The sequence below is a fragment of the Salinivibrio sp. EAGSL genome, from assembly GCF_013366455.1.
In the GTDB taxonomy this organism is placed as follows: Bacteria; Pseudomonadota; Gammaproteobacteria; order Enterobacterales; family Vibrionaceae; genus Salinivibrio; species Salinivibrio costicola.
Genome location: NZ_JABWMG010000010.1, coordinates 1 through 24470, shown reverse-complemented (window position 1 = coordinate 24470; position 24470 = coordinate 1). Strand labels below are relative to the sequence as shown.

The 24470-nt window shown below is 48.9% G+C and carries 19 protein-coding genes, 1 tRNA gene and 4 pseudogenes; 14 read left to right on the top strand and 10 right to left on the bottom strand.

The features are described from left to right. Positions 1-80: 80 nt before the first annotated feature. Positions 81-896, top strand: a complete 816-nt coding sequence (locus HLG76_RS07895) for a GIY-YIG nuclease family protein (RefSeq protein ID WP_175993420.1) — start codon at positions 81-83, stop codon at positions 894-896. Between the two features lie 72 nt (positions 897-968). Here the strand turns inward: HLG76_RS07895 and HLG76_RS07890 are convergent, their stop codons facing one another. After that, positions 969-1424, bottom strand: a complete 456-nt coding sequence (locus HLG76_RS07890) for a methylglyoxal synthase (RefSeq protein WP_077774591.1) — start codon at positions 1422-1424, stop codon at positions 969-971. Between the two features lie 314 nt (positions 1425-1738). On the opposite strand from HLG76_RS07890, the gene HLG76_RS07885 reads away from it, so the two are divergent. Both HLG76_RS07885 and HLG76_RS07880 read left to right on the top strand, forming a co-directional pair. Next, entirely contained in the window at positions 1739-2224 is a 486-nt protein-coding gene (locus tag HLG76_RS07885) for a hypothetical protein (RefSeq protein ID WP_025744663.1), read from the top strand. Between the two features lie 29 nt (positions 2225-2253). Further along, a complete protein-coding gene (locus HLG76_RS07880; protein ID WP_175993419.1) occupies positions 2254-3369 on the top strand; it encodes an endonuclease/exonuclease/phosphatase family protein in 1116 nt (371 codons plus the stop codon). Here HLG76_RS07880 and HLG76_RS07875 read toward each other — a convergent pair. Then, positions 3366-4238: a (2Fe-2S)-binding protein gene (locus tag HLG76_RS07875; RefSeq protein WP_077677330.1), complete on the bottom strand. Its 873-nt coding sequence runs from the start codon at positions 4236-4238 to the stop codon at positions 3366-3368. The two genes, HLG76_RS07880 and HLG76_RS07875, sit on opposite strands and share 4 nt — an antisense overlap. Positions 4239-4430: 192 nt before the next feature. Next, positions 4431-5033: a YitT family protein gene (locus HLG76_RS07870; protein ID WP_077461083.1), complete on the bottom strand. Its 603-nt coding sequence runs from the start codon at positions 5031-5033 to the stop codon at positions 4431-4433. A gap of 229 nt (positions 5034-5262) precedes the next feature. On the opposite strand from HLG76_RS07870, the gene HLG76_RS07865 reads away from it, so the two are divergent. The 5 genes and pseudogenes from HLG76_RS07865 to HLG76_RS07845 all read left to right on the top strand — a co-directional run bounded on the left by HLG76_RS07865 (position 5263) and on the right by HLG76_RS07845 (position 11626). Beyond that, positions 5263-5976: a GntR family transcriptional regulator gene (locus HLG76_RS07865; protein WP_077647309.1), complete on the top strand. Its 714-nt coding sequence runs from the start codon at positions 5263-5265 to the stop codon at positions 5974-5976. A 71-nt stretch (positions 5977-6047) separates the two neighbouring features. Then, positions 6048-6917, top strand: coding sequence for a methylisocitrate lyase (gene prpB / locus HLG76_RS07860; protein ID WP_077661232.1), 870 nt, complete (start codon positions 6048-6050; stop codon positions 6915-6917). A gap of 114 nt (positions 6918-7031) precedes the next feature. Beyond that, complete coding sequence (gene prpC, locus HLG76_RS07855; RefSeq protein ID WP_175993418.1) at positions 7032-8183, top strand: 2-methylcitrate synthase; 1152 nt, start codon at positions 7032-7034, stop codon at positions 8181-8183. Between the two features lie 43 nt (positions 8184-8226). Next, positions 8227-9677: pseudogene (locus HLG76_RS07850) on the top strand (bifunctional 2-methylcitrate dehydratase/aconitate hydratase). Positions 9678-9742: 65 nt separating this feature from the next. Further along, positions 9743-11626, top strand: a complete 1884-nt coding sequence (locus HLG76_RS07845) for a propionyl-CoA synthetase (protein WP_175993417.1) — start codon at positions 9743-9745, stop codon at positions 11624-11626. A 165-nt stretch (positions 11627-11791) separates the two neighbouring features. On the opposite strand, the gene HLG76_RS07840 is transcribed toward HLG76_RS07845, so the two are convergent. Together HLG76_RS07840 and HLG76_RS07835 are read right to left on the bottom strand one after the other, a co-directional pair. Further along, a complete protein-coding gene (locus HLG76_RS07840) occupies positions 11792-12979 on the bottom strand; it encodes a class I SAM-dependent methyltransferase (RefSeq protein ID WP_175993416.1) in 1188 nt (395 codons plus the stop codon). Between the two features lie 186 nt (positions 12980-13165). After that, positions 13166-14539, bottom strand: coding sequence for a methyl-accepting chemotaxis protein (locus HLG76_RS07835; protein ID WP_175993415.1), 1374 nt, complete (start codon positions 14537-14539; stop codon positions 13166-13168). Positions 14540-14620: 81 nt separating this feature from the next. Between HLG76_RS07835 and yccX the strand changes: the two genes are divergently transcribed. Further along, positions 14621-14893 (top strand): acylphosphatase, encoded by a 273-nt coding sequence (gene yccX, locus HLG76_RS07830; protein ID WP_077461090.1) that lies wholly within the window; start codon positions 14621-14623, stop codon positions 14891-14893. Between the two features lie 137 nt (positions 14894-15030). On the opposite strand, the gene HLG76_RS07825 is transcribed toward yccX, so the two are convergent. The 3 genes from HLG76_RS07825 to HLG76_RS07815 form a co-directional block, all read right to left on the bottom strand. Further along, a complete protein-coding gene (locus HLG76_RS07825) occupies positions 15031-15360 on the bottom strand; it encodes a TusE/DsrC/DsvC family sulfur relay protein (RefSeq protein WP_025744655.1) in 330 nt (109 codons plus the stop codon). Between the two features lie 202 nt (positions 15361-15562). Continuing rightward, entirely contained in the window at positions 15563-16231 is a 669-nt protein-coding gene (locus HLG76_RS07820) for a Bax inhibitor-1/YccA family protein (RefSeq protein WP_046073363.1), read from the bottom strand. A gap of 207 nt (positions 16232-16438) precedes the next feature. Then, complete coding sequence (locus HLG76_RS07815) at positions 16439-17716, bottom strand: NRAMP family divalent metal transporter (protein WP_175993414.1); 1278 nt, start codon at positions 17714-17716, stop codon at positions 16439-16441. Positions 17717-18297: 581 nt separating this feature from the next. Here HLG76_RS07815 and HLG76_RS07810 point away from each other — a divergent pair. The 3 genes and pseudogenes from HLG76_RS07810 to HLG76_RS07800 all read left to right on the top strand — a co-directional run. Beyond that, positions 18298-19506: a NupC/NupG family nucleoside CNT transporter gene (locus HLG76_RS07810; protein ID WP_077461092.1), complete on the top strand. Its 1209-nt coding sequence runs from the start codon at positions 18298-18300 to the stop codon at positions 19504-19506. A gap of 180 nt (positions 19507-19686) precedes the next feature. After that, positions 19687-19777: transfer RNA gene (locus tag HLG76_RS07805), tRNA-Ser, on the top strand. A 435-nt stretch (positions 19778-20212) separates the two neighbouring features. Next, positions 20213-20425 (top strand): annotated as a pseudogene (locus HLG76_RS07800) (transposase); the annotation flags it as partial. A 69-nt stretch (positions 20426-20494) separates the two neighbouring features. Here HLG76_RS07800 and HLG76_RS07795 read toward each other — a convergent pair. Then, positions 20495-20611 (bottom strand): annotated as a pseudogene (locus HLG76_RS07795) (IS110 family transposase); the annotation flags it as partial. Between the two features lie 156 nt (positions 20612-20767). Here HLG76_RS07795 and HLG76_RS07790 point away from each other — a divergent pair. Beyond that, on the top strand, positions 20768-21346 hold the full coding sequence (locus HLG76_RS07790) for a hypothetical protein (protein ID WP_175993413.1): 579 nt from the start codon (positions 20768-20770) through the stop codon (positions 21344-21346). 383 nt (positions 21347-21729) lie between these two features. Beyond that, complete coding sequence (locus HLG76_RS15195) at positions 21730-23442, top strand: DUF262 domain-containing protein (protein ID WP_175993412.1); 1713 nt, start codon at positions 21730-21732, stop codon at positions 23440-23442. A 231-nt stretch (positions 23443-23673) separates the two neighbouring features. Here the strand turns inward: HLG76_RS15195 and HLG76_RS07780 are convergent. Then, a pseudogene (locus tag HLG76_RS07780) lies at positions 23674-23982 on the bottom strand (transposase); the annotation flags it as partial. Positions 23983-24470: the final 488 nt, after the last annotated feature.

Below are 24470 nucleotides of genomic sequence, written 5' to 3'. Positions count from 1 at the left end.
GAATAATCATACATATATCTCGGTTTATATGATTCGGCCCATTTAGTATATGAAGAAGATTTTCTGGTAGGAAGGATCCTATGATTACGTTTAAAGAGCTTGTTAATAAGTCATTAAGTAACATTGATATCAATAAAGTTAAGTTTGTAAGACATAAAGATAGTCGTGCACAATACCGAGATATAATAAAGGATAGAGATAGTCTTTTAGCATATCAGGCTGAACAATCAAAAGATGTATTTAGAGAGTGTGAATACATATTTTCCTTTATTGGTCTAGATGGGAGTAAATCACTATTTATTGGTGCCTTTAAGGTCGATGGCTCTCGCTACGACAACGAAAAATATTACTACGATCTACAAGAAGTAGATAGCTTCGAAGATTACAAGGATAGGGTTGTAATCGATTGGGGAGGAGCTGCTATATCGTGGCACCAATGGATAGCAAATAACGATAAGGAAGTTCTGGAAGTGCTACCCAAAGGATACTTAGGCACCTTTCCGGGGCTACTCAACTTTGTTCTGACGTTCGATGAGTTAAACGTGCTCATTAATAATCAGGATGCTAACCAAGACTGGTATTCACGTTTGTCTGCAGTAAATGGTATTTATTTGATCTTAGATACAAACCCTGATGCTGGAGATCAGCATTATGTCGGTGCGGCCTATGGAAAAGAAGGTGTATGGCAGCGTTGGCAAACTTACGTGAAAACGAGGCATGGAAACAACAAGCAACTCAAAGAGCGGTGCGAAAAAAACTCTGATTATCACAAGGGGCTAAAATTTACGTTGCTACAAACACTACCTTCAAACCTTGATAAAGAAGATGTCTTTTTGTATGAAAACCTATACAAAGAAAAGTTAGGCTCTCGAGTAGTTGGTTTAAATAGTAACTAATGCCTTTAAAATGGAGCAAAGGAAAAGCACCTTTGCTCCTAATGAGCAATTAGTTGCTATAATAGGTATCACTCACAAACGCTCGTCTAAGTACGCTTGATAATCAGGAATTTGGATGTTGACATCCTGCCCGAATAGCGGCGACGTGATCATAAAGCGGGCGGTTGAGCGGTTGGTGGCAATCGGAATATTCCATACAGAGCCGACGCGCAGTAGCGCTTTAACATCTGGATCGTGTGGGACCGCATTGAGGGGATCCCAGAAGAAAATCATCACATCGATTTTTTGTTCAGAAATCATCGCCCCGAGTTGCTGATCCCCGCCCATCGGGCCGCTCATCAAAGGTGTTATTTTTAGCCCTGTTTCTCTTGCAAGGATGTGGCCCGTGGTGCCGGTGGCATAAAGCGCGTGCTGGCTCAGTATTTCTTTATTTTCTTTTACCCAGTCGCTCAAGGCATCTTTATAGTGATCATGTGCCACTAACGCGACGTGTTTGCGTGCAAGCATGGTGCGAGACGTTTGTTTCATAATCGATTCCATCTAAAACAAGGCGATTAACGCCAAACTGCGAATGAACAGTGTATTAAAGCCTACGCCAATCTTGCATCGAATTATAGCGTACACCTGACAAACGCCGAACATAGGCTGTTAGAGTTATCACATTATCAATAAAAACTCTCCAAGCACATGAAATGAAGTGTGTTTTTACAGCCAGTTGTTAATCAAGCACGCAAAAGTGGCGCGACAGTCCATCGAAGTGACAACAAAAAGGCTACAGTTAACTAACTAGGCAAGGGAAGCGCCTCGTTATACAGGAGAGTTTATGAGCAAGGAGTACGCGTATGTGGGTGACACTGGATTTTGAAGCATCCGGTTTGTCGTTAATGTCTTATCCGATTGAGGTAGGATACGTATTGCCAAATGGCGATAGTCAAAGTTTTTTAATTGATCCCTCCACCGCCAGTGGCCATTGGCATCACTGGGACCACGAAGCTGAATCCCGTATTCATGGTATCTCGCAAAAGACATTAGCCACAGAAGGCACCAGTGTATTGGCAGTATGTCAGCACCTTAACCAAACGCTCGCACCGTTTGAGCATGTATTGTGCGACAGCCAGTGGGACCTATTTTGGATGGGGCGGCTTTATAAAGCCTGCTATATGCGTCCTTCATTTACGTTAATGGAGGTAAACCAGTGGCTAAAAAAGCACAGTGATCTCGACCGACGTGATTTTAGTCGCGAAATGAAAGCATTGGGACCCGCCCCCCATCGTGCCGTCGAAGATGCATTACAAATTCGTCGTGCCCTTGAGAGCCTGTTAAAATAGTCGGCTTTTCAGCGCACGAGTAGGCTATCATGACAGCACCATCAACCCTGAGGTTTGCGCAATTTAACCTGTCTTTGGCAGGGCGCAAGGCTGGCGACATTAAATCGCAGATGCAGGCACCAACGCCGAGTCGGCAAATTAAAAACCTCGCGGCCACCTTACAGCGCGTGCGACCTGATGTGGTGGTGCTGTGTGAATTTGATCACCCAGGCGATGGTGGCGATGATGGTGCACTGGCCGCATTTTGTGAGCGCCACTTAGCTAAATCGCAAGACGGCGCCCCCCCGATTGATTATCCGTATCGCTATTTGCCTGCCACCAACACGGGTTTAAAACTCACGGTGCCGGTCAGCGCGCATCCACGTTTAACGGATGCTCAGCAGTGTCATGGCTTTGGCGACTATCATGGTCAGTTTGGCTTTGTGATCATATCGCGTTACCCCATTGAAGACACCGCGATTTGCACTTGGCAACACTTTGCGTGGCATCAGCTGCCTCACCATCAAATTCCGTCTGACTACTACACCGAAGCGGCGAAAAAAAAGCTACGTTTAGCTTCGAAAAACCTGGTCTCTGTGCCGATCAGTATCGGAGAGCAGCAGATACGCTTGGTAGCGTGTCACCCCACGCCGCCGGTGTTTGATGGGCCTGAAAAGCGTAATTGGCGGCGCAACAGTGATGAAATTCACCAACTAATTGGCCTTTTGGATAACGCGGATTGGCTGGTGGACGACAAGGGCGTCCACGGCGGGCTTTCTTCCGAGATACCTTTTGTGGTGATTGGCGATTTAAATGCGGACCCGAGCTACGGCGATGGGGATAAACAAGCCATTGGTGCCTTGCTTAACCATCCGCGTATGCACCCTGATGTCGCCACTGGTGCGCAGGTGCCAAAAAGTGAGGCGGCCCAGTCTCACGCGTTTCGCTTTATCGATGGCAAAGGGCGGGCAATCGCTACCCATAACGGCGGGCTGCGCCTCGATTATGTTTTGCCTTCGCGAGAGCTGGCGGTGTTAGTCTCCGGCGTATTTTGGCCTGCCCCTGATGATGCCGACTACCCACTGATTTGTGATAAAAACGGCCAAGAACACGCGCGTGCCCACTCAGATCACCGCCTTGTTTGGGTCGATGTGGCGCTCAATTAGCGAGGCTGCGAGTCCAGCGCTACGCCTTCACGTTGACACGCGACTTCAGCGAGCCGTTTAGCTTGTTCGTCCGGTTTTAAAAAACAGCAAGTTGAGCAATAGCTGTGATCATCGACAGTAAAGATCCGGCAACAGCCGCCGCGCAAACGGAAGCTATGGGTTTGCAGCACGGTTTGGGTGTCGTTCGGATCGTAGACGGTGACATCGTGAAAACCACTGCGCTTGCTATAAAGCGGGGTGCCGCGTTGATGGACGATCGACAGCGCGGCTTCACGCGCGGCCTGCTCACAATCGCGATGCTTCCCTACCATTAAGAAAGCAATACAGATTGAATCCGCGATCACTTTCCATAGTGGCCCCTCACGCATACCACTTTGCTCGGCAATCGCATCGACGATGGGCGAAAAGTGATGCAATAAAGCACCATGCAAAATCGCTCGCCAGTCCTGGTGATCTTGCCGTCTCCATCCCTCAAGGGCGCTGAGATAAAAATGCGGCTTGTGATAAACAAGCTCTTGGCCATTGGGTTTAGTGACGCGGGTAGGTTCGTATTTCACCTGCCAATTATCCAAGTCCAGTGATGGGATCTGCCCGCCTTGTAGCCAGCTTGCCAGCACCGGCAGCAGAAACTCATAGGCATAAGCCCCGATAAAAAGGGTACCTTGGGCACGGCTATCCGCATCGCCATAGGTGGCGTTCACTGCAGAAAAACAATGCGCCAGCCCTTGCGCGGTGGTGAGCTGCTTACGGAGCGAAACGCCTTTCACCGCATCAGGCACCATAGATAAGCCCAGGGCTGGCGGAAAAGAGGGCAGTGTCACTGTGGCGGGTAATGGTAATGCATCAACGGTAGGGTTAGCTGCGCTCATCAACACTCCTTTGAGTTGGCGCCTAAAAAGAAGAATTTACCACGTGATATAACCAATTGTAAGAGTGATTCGTATTTGGTTTAAGAGTGTAGCTTGGCGAGAAAAATGTAGCTTGGCGAGAAAAAATGTAGCCTGGCGAGAAAAGATGATCGGTGCAGCGGATCCGACTGCACCGATATAAGGGGTATGCGCCTATCCCGGCTGGACCTGATAGCGTCCAGGCTTGTGATTCATCGCCAGCACGAGGTTAGTGGTAATCGCCGCGGCGACAGATAAGGCAATCAGCCATGGTTCAACGACCATCAGTGACAACACCACAATCGAGCAATCCAGCGCCATTTGCACTTTCCCGGCGCGGATGCCGAATCGTTGCTGTAAGAACAGCGCTAAGGTGTTAAACCCGCCCAAACTGCATTGATGCCGAAACATCACCAGCATGCCCATACCAATGAGGCCACCGCCAATCAAAGCGGCATAGACGGGATGAATACTTTGAATGGTGAGCACGTGATGTAAGTGATCAGCACAGAAAGACACAATGCTGACGGCGACCAAGGTACTTAAGGTGAAGCGTTTACCCATTTGGGTGTAAGCGAGCCAATAGAAAGGTAGGTTGATCACGAAGAAAAGCTCACCAAAACTAAAGTCGGTGACACGTTGTAAAAAGAGTGCCAGCCCAGCGGTACCGCCGGTGAGTAGGCCTACTTGGTTGAAAAAGAAGATGCCAAGTGACACCAGACTACTACCAATGAGTAGCGCCAATGCGTTTTCACGCTTGGAATGATTTCTATCCATACTTGCGTTCTATCCCTATAAAAACGACCGCTACACAATACGCTGCTTTTCAATGAGGTCGAGTCAAACATCCGTTTGATAACAAGTGAATAACAAATCAATGCGTACATTATCATTTACGTTGTGGGCGAGATCACGACAAAAATACGGCGCTACAGACCAAAGTCTAATCTACATTGTCTACAATCTTATTCTATTCTGGCTGTATTAAAATTTTTAGGCGGTATTTATGTCTTTATTGTCGACAAATGACCAGACTCTCGATCAACACACGCAATCGACTCCGGCTGAGTCACGTGAGCCCACCAAGTCAGCGAGCCTGACCGAGCAGCTTATCGAGGCGATTGTCACCGGCACCTATCCAGCAGGCACCAAGGTATCGGAAGCGGGATTAGCCGCCGCGTTTGGCGTCAGCCGAGGTCCACTGCGCGAGGCGATGATGCGGGTCGAAGCCTTAGGACTGGTAGAGCGGGTGCCTCATGTGGGCGCGAGAGTGGTGACGCTGACACATCGCCAATTAGCCGAGATCTACGCAGTGCGAGAAGCCTTAGAGGGCATGGCGGCAAGACTGGCGTGCGCGCACATCACCGATGCCGAGATCGATCAGTTAAGTGAGGTGCTCGCCACCCACCATGCCTATATCGAGCGGGTGGAGGGGGCGGCCTACTTTCATCAACAAGGCGACTTTGATTTTCATTATTGCATCATCAAAGCCAGCCATAACCAGAAACTGATCAACCTGTTATGTGGTGAGTTATACCACTTGCTGCGTATGTACCGCTTTCAATCGCCCCGGGCGCATTCTCGCCCCCAGCAAGCGCTGCAAGAGCACATGCAAATTTTGGCGGCAATTCGCGAGCGCGATGCCGAGCTGGCGGAAATGCTGATGCGTCGTCACATTCAGCGCAGCCGCCAACTGATTGAACAGCGAATAGCAGATTGAATAGTCACTGACGAATTAAAAATAGTGCGGCGGTGATCCCCGCTAAGCTACTAATTTACAAGGAGAATACTATGAGTGCAGGTGCGCGTTTTCGCCAAGCGGTGAGCAGCAATATTCCGCTGCAAGTCGTCGGCACAATTAACCCCTATTGCGCCATGATGGCAGAGCGGGTGGGGCATCAAGCCATTTATCTATCCGGAGGCGGGATTGCTAACGCCTCTTACGGCTTACCGGATTTGGGGATCACGACTCTCAACGATGTGTTGGAAGATGTCCGCCGGATCACCGCAGCGACCGACGTGCCCTTGCTGGTGGATATTGATACCGGTTTTGGCGGCGCGCTCAATATTGCTCGCACTATTCGTGAAATGGAGCGCGCCGGCGCGGGTGCGGTGCATATGGAAGATCAAGTGGCGCAGAAGCGCTGCGGTCATCGTCCTAACAAAGAAATTGTCAGCCAAGCTGAAATGGTCGACCGCATCAAAGCCGCGGTGGACGCGCGCACCGATCCTGAGTTTGTGATCATGGCGCGCACCGATGCGTTGGCGGTGGAAGGCATGGACAGTGCCGTCGCCCGCGCCAGAGCGTACGTAGAAGCGGGAGCGGACATGATTTTCCCCGAAGCCATGCAAACGCTCGAGCAGTACCAAGCCTTTGTCGAGCAAGTAAAGGTGCCGGTATTGGCCAATATCACCGAGTTTGGTCAAACCCCACTGTTTACCAGTCAAGAACTAGCGAGCGTGGGGGTCAGCATGGTGTTGTATCCGCTCTCTGCATTTCGTGCTATGAACCAAGCCGCCCTCAATGTGTATCAACACCTGCTGGAGGATGGCCACCAGAAAAACGTGGTCGACGCCATGCAAACCCGTGATGCGCTCTATGACTTCTTGGGGTATCACGCCTACGAACAGCAATTGGATCGCCTATTTGGCAAAGAGTGATCACAGACGCACACCCACGGTGTGAAAACGTCGGTTACACCACTGGAATTATCATCACGTTCACGGATTCATGCAGCGGTTGAATCTGATGGCATCAAAGGAAAGGAGCCAATCATGACAAATGTCGCCGTCGCACCTAACGAGAAACCAACCTCTGGCGCAGGCCTGCGTGGCCAAAGTGCCGGCACCACCGCCTTGTGTACGGTCGGGCAAACCGGCACTGGATTAACCTACCGGGGTTATGACATTACCGATTTAGCCAATCACGCCCAATTTGAGGAAGTGGCGTACCTGCTACTCAAAGGTCAACTTCCCAATCGCCAAGCACTGGCTGACTACACCGAAACCTTGGTTGGCAAGCGGGGATTACCTGACGCCTTAAAAGCGGTGTTGGAACGGATCCCGGCCAATGCGCACCCCATGGATGTGATGCGTACTGGCTGCTCGATGCTGGGTAATTTGGATCAAGAAACCGACTTTAGTGAGCAAGCGGATAAAACCGATACGCTGTTGGCGATGTTACCGGCCATTATCTGCTATTGGTATCGCTATTCGCATGATGGCGTGCGAGTCGATACCTATCAGCCAGAGGTGAAAAGCATTGGTGGTTACTTCCTCAAAATGCTCACTGATGAAACCCCGTCGCCACTGCATGAATCTGTGATGCATTGCTCGCTGGTGCTGTATGCCGAGCATGAGTTTAATGCTTCGACCTTTACCGCCCGAGTGTGCGCGTCCACCTTGTCCGATTTGCACTCTTGCATTACTGCGGCCATCGGCAGTTTGCGCGGCCCATTACATGGCGGTGCCAACGAAGCGGCAATGGCGATGCTGGAACAGTGGCGCACACCTGACGAAGCCGAAGCCGGATTAATGCAAATGCTCGCCAATAAAGACAAGGTGATGGGCTTTGGCCATGCAATTTACCGTGAGTCAGATCCCCGCAATACCCTTATTAAGCATTGGTCGAAACAGCTGGCGGAAAACGCACCAGACGCTTGGCTTTATGACGTGTCTGAGCGGGTTGAGCAAGTGATGAAACGCGAAAAAGGCTTGTTCCCCAATGCCGATTTTTATCACGCATCGGCCTATCACTTTATGGGAATCCCAACCAAATTGTTTACCCCGATTTTTGTGATGAGCCGAGTAACGGGCTGGGCGGCGCATGTGTTTGAGCAGCGCGCCAATAACCGCATTATTCGCCCAAGTGCCGATTACGACGGCCCTGAACACCAAGATTGGCTACCTATCGATCAGCGCCCCTAATCGGCGCGCATTCACCCGATTGAAATTACAGAAGGAATTGACCATGAGCAACAACGTAGAACTGAACCAGCGCCCCGACCCCGATGCCTTATTGGTGCAAATTGCTGACTATGTCGATAGCACGCCGATTGCTTCGGCAGAAGCTTATAACACCGCGCGTAACTGTTTGATGGATACCCTTGGCTGTGGCTTGCTGGCGCTACGTTTCCCTGAATGCACCAAACACCTGGGTCCACTGGTGCCGGGGACGACTGTGCAACATGGTGCGCGTGTGCCGGGCACCTCCCATGAGCTTGATCCGGTCACTGCCGCGTTTAACATCGGTTGTATTATTCGCTGGCTCGATTTTAACGATACTTGGCTCGCCGCCGAGTGGGGCCATCCGTCCGATAACCTAGGTGGAATTTTGGCCACCGCCGATTACTTAAGCCGTGTGGCCGTGGCCGAAGGCAAACCGCCGCTCACTATGCGCGATGTGCTGACCGCGATGATCAAAGCGCATGAGATCCAAGGCGTGCTTGCTCTTGAAAATAGCTTTAACCGTGTCGGGCTCGATCACGTTTTATTGGTACGTGTGGCGTCGACGGCGGTGGTCACCAAAATGCTGGGCGGTAATCGTGACCAGATCATTGATGCCGTCTCACAAGCTTGGGTGGATGGCTGCGCGCTGCGCACCTACCGCCATGCGCCGAACGCCGGTTCACGCAAATCGTGGGCGGCGGGCGATGCCACTTCTCGCGCGGTGCGTTTGGCGATGATCACCATGAAAGGCGAAATGGGAATGCCGTCGGTGCTGAGTGCGCCCAAATGGGGCTATTACGATGTGCTGTTTAACGGCAATCCCTTTAGTATCAAACAAGACTTTGCCAGCTACGTGATGGAAAACGTGCTGTTTAAGATTTCCTTCCCTGCTGAGTTTCATGCTCAAACCGCGGTGGAAGCGGCCGTTACCTTGCATGCACAGGTTAAAGACCGGGCTGACGAGATTGAACGTATTGAAATCACCACCCATGAATCGGCCATTCGCATCATTTCTAAAGAAGGGGAGTTGGCCAACCCGGCCGACCGTGACCACTGCCTGCAATATATGGTGGCGGTGCCGCTGTTATACGGCAATCTGGTGGCCGAGCACTATGAAGATGCCTTCCATCACGCCGACCCGCGTATTGACGCGCTACGGCAAAAATGGTGATCAAAGAAGACCCACGCTATAGCGCGGAATACCTAGAAGCCGAAAAGCGCTCGATTGCCAATGCGATCCAAATCTTCTTTACCGATGGCAGCCACACTGAACAAGTCGCGGTGGAATACCCGATTGGTCATCGCCGTCGCCGTGAGGAAGGGATCCCTGTGCTGGAGCAAAAATTCCGCTCCAACTTGGTAACTCGGTTCCCGCAAGCACAGAGCGATAAAATTGCCGCCTTATGTAACGACCAGGCCGCGCTGGAGAAAACCCCGGTGCACGAATTTATGTCGCTGTTTGTGATTAACTAAGCACGTTCTCAACACGTTGCTTGCTAACTCATCGCTCGCTGATCGCGGGCGATAAGGAGCCGCTTATGCAAGAAGCCAGTTATCAACACCACGCGGATTGGGCTAGCCGTGATCCCGAGGGATTTTGGCAGGCACAGGCCAAACAGCTCGATTGGTTTACCTTTCCTCAAACCATGCTTAGCAAAGACGACAATGGCATTGAGCGCTGGTTTGCCGATGGCACTATGAACACCGCGTATATGGCACTCGATGCCCATGTCGAACAAGGCCGGGGCGAGCAAACCGCGCTGATTTACGACTCACCGGTTACCGATAAAAAAACCACCTACACTTATGCGGCGCTGCGTGACTATGTGGCGAAAGTGGCGGGCATGCTGGCAGGGCTAGGGGTTGAAAAAGGGGATCGCGTGGTGATTTATATGCCCATGATCCCAGAAGCAACCGTAGCGATGCTCGCTTGCGCACGGCTTGGTGCTATTCATTCGGTGGTGTTTGGTGGCTTTGCCCCGAACGAGCTGGCGGTACGGATTGAAGATGCGGAGCCCAAAGCGGTGCTCACCGCCTCATGCGGGATTGAAGGCGAGAAAACCTTGGCGTATAAGCCGATGGTTGATCAAGCCATCATGGACAGCCGCTACAAACCCGACCATGTGGTGGTCTATCAACGTGCCATGTGCCGTGCCAATTTAGACAATCCGCGTGATGCCGACTGGGCAGCATTATTGGCTGAAGCCACACCCGCAGCACCGGTGCCAGTCAAAGCCACCGATCCTTTGTATATCCTCTACACCTCTGGCACCACCGGCAAACCCAAAGGCGTAGTGCGTGACAATGGCGGTCATGCCGTGGCGATGAAGTACAGCATGAGCGCGATTTACAACGTTAAACCCGGCGAGGTGTTTTGGGCCGCGTCGGATGTCGGTTGGGTGGTAGGGCACTCGTATATTGTGTATGCCCCTTTGCTACATGGCTGCACCACGGTGATGTTTGAGGGCAAGCCCGTCGGTACACCGGATGCGGGTGCCTTTTGGCGCGTGGTTGATACATATAACGTCAGCATCTTGTTCTCGGCGCCTACCGCCTTTCGGGCGATTAAAAAACAAGATCCAAACGGTGATCACCTTGCGCGCTATCCAATGACATCCTTACGCACCGTATTTATGGCGGGCGAACGGCTTGATCCACCGACATTGGAATGGGTGGAAGAAAAGACCCAGCGACCCGTGGTTGATCACTGGTGGCAAACCGAAACTGGCTGGGCGATTGCGGGTAATCCATTGGGGTTAACTTGCTTTGCGACCAAGCCCGGCTCGGCAACCATGCCAAGCCCTGGCTATCAAGTGCAGATCCTTGATGAAATGGGCGAACTGGCGGCGCCAAACCAACAAGGATATATTGCGATAAAACGGCCCCTGCCGCCTAGCTGCCTGCCCACGGTGTGGCGTAACCACGATCGCTTTGAAGCCGGCTATCTCAGCCAGTTCCCCGGCTATTATGTGTCTGGTGATGGGGGTTACATGGATGAAGATGGCTACGTGTTTGTGATGGGACGGATTGACGATGTGATTAACGTCGCAGGTCACCGTTTATCGACCGGCGAAATGGAAGAGGTGTTAGGCAGCCATGAAGCGGTCGCCGAATGTGCGGTGGTGGGCATGCACGATGAGCTTAAAGGCCAATTGCCGCTCGGCTTAGTGGTGCTGAAAGACGGCTTTGTCTCAGTGAGTGGCGAGATAGAACGGGAATTGGTGCAGCGTGTGCGTGACAGAATTGGCGCAATTGCTTGCTTTAAACAAGCAGTTATCGTCGATAAGTTACCCAAAACACGCTCAGGTAAAATCTTGCGCCGTATTATTCGCCAAATGGCGGATGGCGAGTCGTATCAAGTCCCCTCGACCATTGATGACCCTAGCAGTTTGGAGGCGATTGCCTCGGCGTTGTCATCGTAAGCTTTGTTATTCAAGCTTTATTATTTAGGCCTTGTTATTCAGGGCTTGCTATTCAGGGCTTGCTATTTAGAGCTTGTCATTTTGGAGCTTGTCATTCTGAGCGTGACAATAGGTGCGACAACGCGTGGTATCACAGCAATACCACGCGTTAAGATAAGAGCGCGCTTATTGAATCAAACACGCAAACCCTTTGAGGTAGAAACCTTCTGGATAAGCACTGTGAGTGGGGTGATCCGCGGCTTGTGCAAAGCGTTCGATAAACTGCACGTTTTTACCCGCATCTAATGCCGCGTCCGCCAAGATCTTTTGGAATAACCCTGAGTCCATCAGCCCTGAACATGAATAACTGAGCAGCACACCGCCTGGGTTTAGCAGCTGCATGGCGAGCATATTGATATCTTTATAACCGCGGCATGCGCCGTTCAGTTGTGATTTCGATTCGGCAAACTTGGGCGGGTCCATCACAATGACGTCAAACCGTTCGCCTTGTTCGCGATAAGTGCGCAGCAGCTTGAAAACATCGGCATTCACAAACTCAGCACGGGTGAGATCAAAGCCGTTACGTTCGGCATTGGCTTTGGCTCTATCGAGCGCCGGCTGTGACACATCCACATTGATGACCTGTTTGGCATTGCCTTTTTGCGCATACAAGCCAAAGCCGCCAGTGTAACAAAAGCAGTTTAAGACGCGTTTGCCATCCATATACTTAACCGCTTGCTCGCGGCTATCACGCTGGTCGAGATAAAAACCGGTTTTATGGCCCTTGGTAATGTCGACCTCAATCGCAACCCCATTTTCTTCGATGATGACAGTGGCCGGTGGCTCGTCACCGTGTAATACGCCGATACGTGGTTTCAAACCCTCCTTTTTGCGAATCGCAACATCCGAGCGCTCGTAAATATGGCAGTCAGGAAATTCGCTACGCAGTGCGGTGACCAGGTTATCGCGTTGGGCATCCGCGCCGGCGCTCAGCAATTGGCACACTAGGTAGTTATCGTATTTATCCACGGTAATGCCGGGCACACCGTCTGACTCGGCGGCCAATAGACGATAACCGGTTAAGCCATCACGCTCGGCGAGCATGGTACGTAGCGATTTTGCCGCACGAATACGGGCGAGGAAAAAGTCACTGTCGATGACGGTTTTCTCAAAGCACCACATGCGTACCCGAATTTGTGATTGCGGCGAGAATGCCCCTAGGCCTAAAAATTCGCCTTGATGATCACAAACAGTGACAGTGTCACCTAATCCGGGCTTGCCTTCAACGCGGGTGATTCCTCGCGAGAAAATCCAAGGATGGCGGCGTTTGATTGATTTATCGCGGCCTTTGGCGAGATACACAGTGGCAGTCATGATGGTTCCTAACAATGGGTGGTGCAAAACACGTCAAAATGCTGAGTGAAGCACCTGCATCATGACGTGACTTGCGGATAAAGCAAAAAGGGCGGGTATTGTCGAGCAAGGCTGACAGCATTGCAATAAAAACGCGCCCAGAGTAGGGCGCGCGATAAGGGGAATGATGGAATCAAACCATGGCGTTTAGGTGCGAAGCCCTGCCACTAAGGTTTTTAGCTGGTGGGCTTGTGCGCCAAGTTCGCTCACTTCGGTAGCGGAATCACGCAGCATTTGGGCAACCTGGGTAGACTGGCTGCGTACTTGCTCCACATCTTGCGAAATCGTACCCGCAACATTACCTTGCTGCTCAGCAGCGGCGGCAATTTCGGTGCTGCGATCGGCAATGGTGCCACTGCGCTCAGCGATTTGGCTGATCTCAGTATCAATCTCTTGCACCGCCGCTTCACTGGCTGACGCATTTTCAACCGTGCCTTCCATCACCCGGCGTAGCTCGGCGGTGTGCGTTTGCAGTGACTCAATCATAGATTGAATATCAACCGTCGATTCCTGGGTGCGGCTAGCCAGTGTGCGCACTTCGTCTGCGACCACGGCAAAGCCACGACCTTGTTCGCCGGCACGCGCGGCTTCAATCGCGGCGTTGAGCGCCAGTAGGTTAGTTTGTTCACTAATACCGTTAATGGTGGTTACCACGGTACCGATTTGCTCGGCGTTTTTGCTCAGCTCGCTGACTTTATCTGCCGCTTGAGCTATCTCGCTGGCAAGACCATTAATCGCGGTCATGGTTTGCTGAACTTGCTGACGCCCCATATTTGCAGCTTCTGTGGCTTCTTGTGTTTGGGTTGATGTCTCGGTGGCATGCGTTGCGACCTCGCGAATTGAGCTCGCCATTTCTTCGGTCGCGCTGGCCAGCGAATCAAGGTACTGACGCTGGCTCTCGCCCACAGCTTCGCTTTCATTGCTGCGCTGCTGCAAACTTGCGGACAGGCCGTCCATCATCTCTGCGCTTTCCTGGATCGCCTTCACCAAGTTTTGCTCACGCTCAAGTACTTTATCGATAGTAACGGCAATTTGGCTAAACTCATCACGGACCGGGATAAAGTTCATCCGGTAACTTAGCTCACCATCTGCTAGCTTTAATAAAGCTTGGTTCATGGTGTACATGGCGCCGCCGATAAAGGTCATGATGTAGTAAATCAGCACCGCAATGACTAACACCATGCCAAGCAGCAGGCTCCAATCGGTGGCGCTCATATGGCTAAATAGCGAGCCGTCGAGCTGATAGATAAGCTCATTGCCATTGAACGTAAAACCGGTTTGCTGGCTATTGAGCAGGGTTTGCACCTCGCCTTTCGGGAGGTCGTATTTTTCAACCATGGCTTGAATGGCTTGGCCTTCCGCTTCCATCTTGTGTGCCACACGGGTATCCGAGGCTGCATCTAAGGTAAGCGCAATCACAACCATTGCGAGTAAGGGGAGGAAAAAGATAAGGTAAAATTTCTCTTGGAGCCGAAGGTGGATGAAATATTTATCAATCCATCGAAACGCAACTTCTTTCATGACGTAATCCTGTCAAACGACTTGTCTCATGTAGCGTTATACAGGTGTCGTTTTGCAATGGGAATACAGTAGAGGTGACCGATGTCTCAAAAATGTATTAGGGCCTATGTTACAGGTCACGTTCAGGGGGTTGGCTTTCGTTATCAGACCGCCCATGAAGCGATAAAGCTCTCATTGACCGGGTATGCGAAGAACTTACCGGATGGGCGTGTTGAGGTACTGGCATGTGGCCGCAATGAATCGGTGGATGCCCTCATGGCGTGGTTAGATAAAGGGCCGCCTACCGCGGGTGTTGATCAGGTCGATAAAGAAGACGTGGAGTGGCGCGCCGTAGATGGCTTCGCAATACTATAGCGACTCGATAGGACCATGTCGTCTAGGTAACAAGTCGTGTTTAGCTAAAAAACAGCGCCTAGGTAACAAATAGCAATTAGCTAAAACATGTAAGCGCCGCGGTGGGTAGTGCGGCGCTTATAGGCTGGCCATCGGTACTAAAGACATTTAGCCGGCTTAGGTAAACCTGCCAGTTTTGTTGCCTGTTTAGCGGGACCTTTCGGGAACAGCTTGAACAAATACTTGCTGTTGCCTTTTTCTGGGCCGTATTCTTTTTCCATCGATTTAACCAACAAACGCACCGCCGGTGAGGTGTTGTATTCTTGGTAAAAGTGGCGGACAAAGTGAATCACTTCCCAATGGGCCTCGGTAAGGGCAATGCCTTCTTGCTCTGCAAGCATGGGAACTAATGCTTCGTGCCAGTCGTCCACATTTTTTAAATACCCCTGCGCATCCGTCGCAATGGTTTCACCTTCATACACCAGCATAGTCTTACCTTTGTTCGTCATCTGATCGGACGTTATCGCTGTTATTAAAGCTGCAAAGCATAGCGAGCAGGGAGGGCGAGTGCAACTGGCGTTCAACCGCGACTCCGTGCTGCGCGCCGCACTGAGTGGGTGCGCCATTTAACGACAAAAAAGCCGGCGCGTGCCGGCTCTTTGTGTTTGTTACTGACTAAACCCTGGGGGGTTAGTCGTCGTTCATAAAGCCAAGAATGCTCAGCATATGAACGAAGATGTTGAAGATGTTCAAGTACAGCGACACTGTGGCGCGGATGTAGTTGGTCTCGCCGCCATTAATGATGTTGCTGGTGTCATACAGAATAAAGGCTGAGAAAATCAGTACCGCGATGGTGCTAATTGCCAGGCTCAACGCTGGGATCTGCAAGAAAATATTCGCGACCATTGCCACTAATAGGGCAATCACACCGGCGACCAAGAAACCACCCATGAAAGAGAAGTCTTTCTTAGAGGTAATGGCATACGCCGATAGGCCTAGGAACACCATCCCTGTGGTGGCAAGCGCCTGCATCACAATGCCTGGGCCGCTAGAAAGGCTCAGGTAGTAAGTCAGGGTTGGGCCGAGTGAGGCACCCAGCAAGCCGGTGAAGACGAATGTCCACACAATACCGGCAGAAGAGTTCATGGTGCGTGGTAGCACAAAGAACACGATCGCCAACGCACCTAGGGTCATACCTAGCGACATCATTGGGCCGATGCCGACAGCGATAGCGATAAAGGCCGCGATAGCACTGGTGATCAGTGTCATCGATAGCAGTGCATACGTGTTACGTAGCACCTTGTTTGTAGATAACGCACTCTGCTGTGACTGGCTGTGCGAAACGATACGATCGTTCATAACGTTCTCCCGGTTGGGTTAACAATCCATTTTTATATACGACAGTTATGCGGGCAGTCGTTCACTTTTTCAAGCTGCCCACGTCCTTAATCTAAACCACGACTGGCTTTTATAGGGTTAATAATACCTTATCCGCGCCTAACACCGATGGTGAAGTTGTAAAGGGATGTTAACCCAGCCCTTGAAGCGCGAACAAGGTAAAGTTTGTTACATCAACCACTTCCACCAGACGAACACGGCCAAGAAACCAAATAAATAGACCAGCCCGGTGATTGCCAATGCGCGCATCGCCTTGCTCATGGTCACTTCGGGTGGTAAACGGTGCTTGGTCACCAAAATATAGTTCAATAGCGCGAAAAAGGGCGTGGTGACAAATGCCGCGACCATGGCAAAATCAAGCATGGTCAGCAGCGCCCCAGTCCAAAATGCTACGATAGCCAGTGCCAACACAGCGATCAGTACCATCCAGCCTTGTGTAACTGCGGGTTTTGCTTCTGCTTCTGTTTGCTCGCGTAATAACCGTTGCGATTCGGACACCACCCGCGCATAGCCATCGATTACCGTGATGGTGCTGCCGAAGATACAGAAAAAGGCGACCACCGCAATCAAATAACGTGACCACTCGCCAATGGTGGCGGCATACAAACTCACCAATTGATGAGAAAAGCCAATACCGGATTGTTTCAGTTCAACCCCGCTGCCGTGCAGAAGCAGGGCACCCAGTGATAAGAACACAATCGCCAATAGCGCGGTGCCAATGTAGCCGACGTTAAAATCAAACAGCGCCGCTTGGGCATTGATTGGCTCAGATTGCGCTTTGCGCTTGAGCCACACCGACGTAATGCTAGAAATTTCAATTGGGGCGGGCATCCAACCCATGGTGACCACGATAAAGCCAATCGCTGCTATGGACCAAATCGACGGCGCATTAAAACTAGGCTCGACCGCGACTGGGTTACCGACCGCAACTGTAACCGCGACCAACGTGGCGCAAGTTAGCGTTGCCATAATTACTTTAGCAAGCAGATCCAATGCCTTGTAGTGGCCAGCAATTAATATCACCAGGCAAGTGATCACAATAATGGTCGACAACACCGTTAGTGACAGATCAAACGGCACAAAATAGCTTAATAAGCTGGCGCTAAATAAGGTCAAGGCAGCGGTGTTAATAACACCAGACACGGCACTCAGTGCAACAAACAGCCACAAGTAAGGGCGGCCTAAGCGCGCATAGCCTTCTACCAGCGTTTCGCCAGTGCCTGCGGTATATTGTACGCCTGCTCGAAAAAAGGGGTATTTAAATAAGTTAACGAGCAGGATCAATGCTGCGAGCTGCCAGCCATAAATAGCACCGGCTTTGGTAGATGCAACAAGGTGAGATCCGCCTACTGCCGCCGCGGCCATCATTATCCCTGGCCCTAAAGCGCGTAGGCGTTGCATCACCGACAAGCTGGGCGCTGTCTGGTGCGAAGAGACGGTTTGCATGGTTGTTTCCTTTATAATAATTGCGTTGTTGTGTTTGCTTAATTTTATGATTTAACGCTATTGCTTTTATATTTTACGCGTAAGGCCGATTTTTATCGTTTTGCCTTCAGTGTTTTTGTCAATAGCTACCCATGAATAGCATATGAGTTAAACGTGTCAACCAGTCTTGCCATATTTATTCAGCATAGGCGTCACGCTGGGTGCGAATGACCAACACCGCTAACCTGACATAAATATAAAGCGATAAACATCCGACCATTGTCTGAGAGAGCAGACAGCGCCGGAAAAGATCTTAGCAGGGTGCAATCAGGGCTGAATAAGTGTGATCTAAGATCAAATTCTGCTGGAAATGAGACTCCAATCACAATAGAATGCTCGCCCAACATGCGCTCTTTGCTCAGTGATAGGCAAAGAGTGGCTGTGTCGCGATTCGCGGCTGAAGAAAAAGCGTCCAAGGTAGGGCCCACCTTCACCGAACCCGCGGTACGATGTAACGCATGATGGAACCTCTTGCCTCCCCGGCAGCGTGTCGTACTCATCCGTACCGCAAGTGCAATACAACACGGCAAGGTAATCTATTTATGCAACTCCTCTATAGTGCGGCAGGTCTCGTCGCTCTGGTTCTGTGCGCGTGCGCATTTTCCACTAACCGTAAAGCCATCAATTGGCGTACCGTGCTCGGCGCGTTTGGTTTGCAAGCCGGTTTCGCGGCGTTAGTGCTCTATATCCCCTTTGGGCAAGCCATGCTGGGCTCAATGAGCAATGGCGCGGCTAAGTTGTTATCGTTCGCCAACGAAGGCATCGAATTTGTATTTGGTCCGCTGGCCAATGATGGATTTATCTTCGCTGTTAAAGTTCTGCCGTTAATCATTTTTATCAGTGCGCTGATTTCTCTCCTTTATCATCTCGGCATTATGCAGTGGGTTATTAAATTGCTCGGCGGGGGCATACAGCGATTACTCGGCACCAGTCGAGCTGAATCGCTGGTAGCCACCAGTAACATCTTTCTTTCTCAGGGCGAATCTCCTTTGGTGGTTCGCCCTTTTCTTAGCAAAATGACTCGCTCAGAGCTATTTGCGGTGATGGTCGGCGGTATGGCCTCGGTGGCCGGTAGTGTGCTTGGCGGTTATGCCGCGATGGGTGTAGATTTAAAATACCTGATTGCGGCGAGCTTTATGGCGGCACCGGGTGGGCTATTGATGGCCAAAATCATCGTCCCAGAGACCGAAACACCGGCCGAGCAAAGCCAGGTTGAGATCAGCGATAGCGACCAAGCAAACGCGATTGATGCATTGGCTAGCGGGGCGATGAACGGCATGAAAGTCGCGGTTGCGGTCGGCACCATGCTGGTGGCCTTTATCAGTGTGATTGCGATGCTAAACGCCGGGCTGAGTAGTTTAGGGGAGTTGGTCGACATTGACGGCTTAAGCCTAGAAATGTTGTTTGGTTACCTGTTCTCACCCCTAGCGCTGCTTACCGGTGTACCCGTGCATGAAGTGTTTGATGTCGGCAACCTCTTGGGACAGAAGATTGCACTTAATGAGTTTGTCGCCTTCTTATCCTTTGCCGATATTAAAGCCAACCTGTCGGTGCAAAGCCAGGTGATTGTGACTTTTGCCTTGTGTGGCTTTGCCAATATCGGCTCGATTGCCATTCAACTTGGCTCCATCGGTGCCATGGTGCCAGAGCGCCGCAAAGATGTGGCAAGCTTAGGCGTGCGCGCAGTGATTGCCGCCACCTTTGCCAACCTAATGAGTGCGGCACTGGCGGGTATTTTTATCGCGCTATAAACATTGCGCGGTAACGAGACTCGGTTAAAGTATCTCAGTAAAAGCAGGGCGATTGGCGGCAAGCTAATCGCCTTTTGCTAACATATTCGCCAAGCTGATCACAGCTTGAGCGAACAGACAAGAAGCGGTAAATAAAGGGTTTACAAGCCAAAGCGAACCCAATAATATACGCCGCGTTCCGGAGAGATGGCTGAGTGGTTGAAAGCACCGGTCTTGAAAACCGGCAAGGGTTAATAGCCCTTCTAGGGTTCAAATCCCTATCTCTCCGCCACATGCAAAAAAGCCGCTGATTATTCAGCGGCTTTTTTGCATTTATGCCCCCACAAATCCCCAAACTCTGACCACGCCAACATTTTAGACCCCTTTGCCTAAACACACTGCCCAGCGTCTGATAATCTAGCCCACGAAAAACTGCCCTGTAAGGCCTTTTGGACGCCGCCAACCAAAGGGCGGTAGCGTGGGTGTTGAAGCGCATTCCATCACCTCGTTCCCACGCTCCTGCGTGGTAACGCGTGATGGGTTAGTTGGTATCGTTTCGGGATAGTGTGAACGCTTCAACCGTGATAGGCGGCATGCACACTTTTATAGGCGAGTCGATTGCTTCAAACATTAGAAATGTATTTAATCAGGCGTTGTTTCCTAAATCATTGAACTTATCATTCGAGCCGCGATCAGATCAGCAAAGCCTCAAAACAGGTCACAGATGATGAGCAAAGCCAAGTACAAAATCAGCAACTGGAAGCAATACAATCAGGCATTAGTTAACCGTGGTTCGATTACTTTTTGGGTCGATGACGCCGCTATCCAGGGTTGGCTCTGCAACACTCACCATGGCAAGCGAGGTAGAGGCTTTACGTTTACCGATGGTGCCATTGAAACGGCGCTAATGATTAAAGGCATCTTCAAGCTTCCTTTACGCACACAGGCAATAATGGCGACTATTTTCGGCTTTCGGCGGCGCTAATCGAGATACGTCGTTTTTAACGTTTAATAAATTAACGCGTGAAACAGATTCATGGAGAATGACTTTTCCGTGGTCATCCACCGCGTGAAGAGAAAAGTGGTGCTTTGCGAGATCAACGCCACAAAAGAATTGAGTAGGCATGGTTACCTCCGATATTAAAAGCCGCGTCTAAGTGTGGCAGATCTTCAAGAGGGGGAATCCATGTCATTCGTTATGTAACTAATTACGCATGAGTACTTGAATTAGAGTATCTCATCCCCATCTAATACTTATATATTAGTAATCTGAGGATTCACAATGTTTTTTAGTTACATAGAGGGCTTTGAGCAAAGAATGGCTCAAAAAGACGTGGCAGTTGCGTTCTTTACTATCCAATATCACAACTGTGCTATGGAGGTCGCCTATTCTAGGGCACAAAAAAAGTTTTTGATTGCGTTTGTTGATCACAACTTAGGTTTTACATGTTCACTGAAGGGAAGTTACGCTAATGGCTTTATCAACCATTATGAAGCTGTTGAGCAGTTGGCTGTATGTCGTAATCACGGCACTTTTGATCCTATTCACTTTTATGAGTTTTTAAATGCTCAACTACCTCACGTAAACTTTGGCGAGCTTGCACTAAGAGATTACGTTGGTATCGTTGGGAGAGCAGTATCTAACTTTGAAGACCGAATCTACTTTAATCATTGGCGTAGAGCCGCTATTTCTGAGCGTCAAGTGAACAAAACGATAGAACTAATGGGATATGAAGTGGTTGAGTTCTGCCGTGAAAATGGATTGACTCCTGTATTTTACCCACGCCCTACGGAACGTACGCTTGAAGCATTTGGTGATTTTAATCAAGACTTTGAAGATCATGGCTTAGCACAGCAATAGTAGTTACATAACAAATAAGAATAAGTGTCGCGTAGCCGACACTTTATTTGGGTGTTGAACAAGCTCGTTGCTTTATTAAGTAAATAGCTCGAATGCGCATAGGTGGGTGCTGCGTCTGGCACTTTTTCCAGCGCGAGGCAGCCAGGAAGTGAGCAGATAAGACGTCACTTCAATACGTTACGTTAACGATGTGGTTTTTGTCAGTTTGTTCTCCTTTGTTTAAGTGAATACCATTCTCCTTATTCTGTTCGCCTTTCGGCTATCTCATTGTTTAACTGATATTTATAAGGGTGGTTGTTAAGTGGCGAGCTCATGTGGATTAATATATTTATGTTTGATAGGTTGCGTTAAAAATTTAGTTTTTTTAAAAGGATTATCAAAAAGTGAAAATAGAGGCTAATGATAAAGAGGTTCAAGACATCTTTTCTTCCGGTTACTTTAAAATCCCAAGGTTTCAGCGCCCATATTCATGGGGTAAAGATGAAGTTGAAAATTTTTGGTTAGATATAATTAGTGATAAAACCGATAGTTACTTTATTGGTTCGATGGTTGTGTATCAAACTCGTAAGCCATATTTTGGTATCGTTGATGGACAACAACGATTGACGACTATCACGATTGTCCTGTCAGTGATTAGAGATGCCTTTCTTCGACTTGGTGAAGTAAACTTAGCAAAAGGTATTCATCGTTTTATTGAAACACCAAATAACGATTATGTTAATGAGTTTATTCTTAATGCCGAGACTTCATTCCCATACCTTCAAAATCATATACAATCTTTCAATGACATCAATTCTAGTATCAAGATTAACTGTGAAGTTGGTTCTGAAGAGTCTAATTTAAAAGCAGCTTATGAGCTGATTTCAGGTAAATTAGAGCAATACATACCTTTTTCAAAAGCAGAAAGTCCACAAATGGAATTTTTTGCACATGAAGACCCGATATTAAAGTTAAAAGAACTAAGGGATAAGTTTTTATCGTTAAAACTTGTTTTTATTCAGCTGGATAATGAAGATGATGCTTATTTAATCTTTGAGACACTAAATGCTCGCGGTCGAGATCTAAAAACTTCAGATCTTGTTAAGAACCTGATTCTAAAAACGATAAAAAACTCTCATTATTCACTTGATAGCCCAAAAGAAGCATGGAATCGTCTTGTAAAACGCTTTGATGATATCTCCGATTCCAATGTTATCGATACTTTTCTGCTACACTTTTGGATTTCGAAACATGCTTACACGACAGATAAGAAGTTGTATTCTTTGATAAAAGAATATATAACGACAGAAGAAAATAACGCTAATTTATTGTTGCGGAACCTTGATGAGTATGCAGTTTGTTATAGTAGAATGTTAAGTCCCGATATTTCCGATTGGACTAAAGAGTTGTTTGAAGTGAAATCATCTTTGATAGCTCTTAACAGTTTTAAAGTAAAACAACAATCTTCATTTGTATTAGCTCTTCTTTTTTCTTATTCTTCTAAGAAGATAACACTCAAGCAACTAAAGACGACGATTAAACGAATTGAGCATTTTCACTTTGTCTTCAACGCTGTTACACAGCAAAGATCCTCAGGTAGTATTGCGTCGATGTATTCTCAGCACTCAATTGAATTAACTAAAGCCCAGGATAATGATACAGTACAAAGAGTATTAACGAGTTTGAAACGAAAATTAGATGAAAAGCTACCATCATATAGTGAATTTGAGGTTAGGTTCTTAGACTTGAACTATCTATCAAATAAAACAAAATCTAAAAACGTAATTAAATATTCTCTCTGTAAGCTATTAGGATCTCAGTCTAACGGTCTTGATATTAATCATATTAACTTAACGATTGAACATATTATTCCTGAATCGATGATTAAGTCTGGTTCGGACCCATTGATAATAGGTAGTGTAGGGAATTTGTTACTTACTGATGCGAGTACAAATGGTCATAAGTTAAAAGATAATTTGCCAGCGGATAAGATTGCTATACTTAATGAAAGTGGATACCCATTAGAGACGAATTTCATTTATGGCTATGATTGGAGTGAGGAAAAAGTATTTGAGCGTGCAAAGAAGATTTCTAAACATGTCTATAATGAAGTATAGTTTTCCGCTACATACCAAATTAATATGCCTACAGTCATCAAGTTTTTTAAGGATTTGATTTCATATTTTACCGTCTCTATACATCGAATTTAAGGGTGACATCTTATTTCGCAAACAAGCAGTAATAGTAACTTTTTGTAGTTAATAGCGCGTTAAGAGAAAGTAGTGCTTGGCGAGAGCACGCCACAAAAACATTGAGTAGACATGATGATCTCCGGTATTAAAGGCTACATCTAAGCGGTCATTTTTCGCTCTGCGTCCAATGGCGCCAGCGAAGCGTTTAATATGCACAGGGTTGGCGCGTACGATGGGTAAATTGGCTTCAATACATGCGAGTACAAAGGGCATTTCTAATCGGCCAGTGGCTTCAATGATGATGCGTTCAGGCTGATAGGGTTTGATGATTTTCAGTGCATCTTTAATACCTTTGTCAGTGTTTGGCACAGAGAAGAAGTGCGCCGTCGGTCTGATATAGATATCGAGTTGCGCTTTGCCGGTATCGACGCCGATGTTGATGTTTTGCTTGGGTGCTGTATTCATAATAAGCTAACTCTTGTTTGCGTAATACGGGTTCGAGACCCAGTCGAGTATTCGAGTTTGGTGCTTGGAGCTCTAAGGTGCGTTCATGTTTGTTATCGGTCTCTCGACAGAGGAGCCAGCGTTCAATCGAACTGCACATTAGAAAGCTTTAGTTGCAGCTAAAGCCTGGGTCTCACTATACCCAAATATGGGTCAGTTTATCCATATTTGGGTAAAGAGGGACAACCGACGCGTGGCATTTTTATTATGCGTTGATTTTTGTGATTACGGTGTTGTGCGGAAGCTTGGTAGTAGCGTTGGTTGCCCCTTAACCGGGCGTTAAGTTTCTAGAAAAGTGGTCGGGAAGAAAGGAAATGTGATGAAAAAGATGTTTTTAACTTCATCTTTCATGGATGTGGCAGATTTGTTCGTGGAGTTCGCCGAGGAAAAATGTGCAGGAAAAACTGTTACATTCATACCTACGGCGAGTCTTGTCGAAGATGTTACAT

Coding starts and splice junctions, on each gene's coding strand:
- prpB (WP_077661232.1), top strand. CDS start 6,048: ATGAGTGCAGGTGCGCGTTTTCGCCAAGCGGTGAGCAGCAATATTCCG.
- HLG76_RS07890 (WP_077774591.1), bottom strand. CDS start 1,424: ATGAAACAAACGTCTCGCACCATGCTTGCACGCAAACACGTCGCGTTA.
- HLG76_RS07815 (WP_175993414.1), bottom strand. CDS start 17,716: ATGCAAACCGTCTCTTCGCACCAGACAGCGCCCAGCTTGTCGGTGATG.
- HLG76_RS07880 (WP_175993419.1), top strand. CDS start 2,254: ATGACAGCACCATCAACCCTGAGGTTTGCGCAATTTAACCTGTCTTTG.
- prpC (WP_175993418.1), top strand. CDS start 7,032: ATGACAAATGTCGCCGTCGCACCTAACGAGAAACCAACCTCTGGCGCA.
- HLG76_RS07865 (WP_077647309.1), top strand. CDS start 5,263: ATGTCTTTATTGTCGACAAATGACCAGACTCTCGATCAACACACGCAA.
- HLG76_RS07885 (WP_025744663.1), top strand. CDS start 1,739: ATGTGGGTGACACTGGATTTTGAAGCATCCGGTTTGTCGTTAATGTCT.
- HLG76_RS07845 (WP_175993417.1), top strand. CDS start 9,743: ATGCAAGAAGCCAGTTATCAACACCACGCGGATTGGGCTAGCCGTGAT.
- HLG76_RS07875 (WP_077677330.1), bottom strand. CDS start 4,238: ATGAGCGCAGCTAACCCTACCGTTGATGCATTACCATTACCCGCCACA.
- HLG76_RS07895 (WP_175993420.1), top strand. CDS start 81: ATGATTACGTTTAAAGAGCTTGTTAATAAGTCATTAAGTAACATTGAT.
- HLG76_RS07840 (WP_175993416.1), bottom strand. CDS start 12,979: ATGACTGCCACTGTGTATCTCGCCAAAGGCCGCGATAAATCAATCAAA.
- HLG76_RS07820 (WP_046073363.1), bottom strand. CDS start 16,231: ATGAACGATCGTATCGTTTCGCACAGCCAGTCACAGCAGAGTGCGTTA.
- yccX (WP_077461090.1), top strand. CDS start 14,621: ATGTCTCAAAAATGTATTAGGGCCTATGTTACAGGTCACGTTCAGGGG.
- HLG76_RS07870 (WP_077461083.1), bottom strand. CDS start 5,033: ATGGATAGAAATCATTCCAAGCGTGAAAACGCATTGGCGCTACTCATT.
- HLG76_RS07810 (WP_077461092.1), top strand. CDS start 18,298: ATGCAACTCCTCTATAGTGCGGCAGGTCTCGTCGCTCTGGTTCTGTGC.
- HLG76_RS07835 (WP_175993415.1), bottom strand. CDS start 14,539: ATGAAAGAAGTTGCGTTTCGATGGATTGATAAATATTTCATCCACCTT.
- HLG76_RS07790 (WP_175993413.1), top strand. CDS start 20,768: ATGTTTTTTAGTTACATAGAGGGCTTTGAGCAAAGAATGGCTCAAAAA.
- HLG76_RS07825 (WP_025744655.1), bottom strand. CDS start 15,360: ATGCTGGTGTATGAAGGTGAAACCATTGCGACGGATGCGCAGGGGTAT.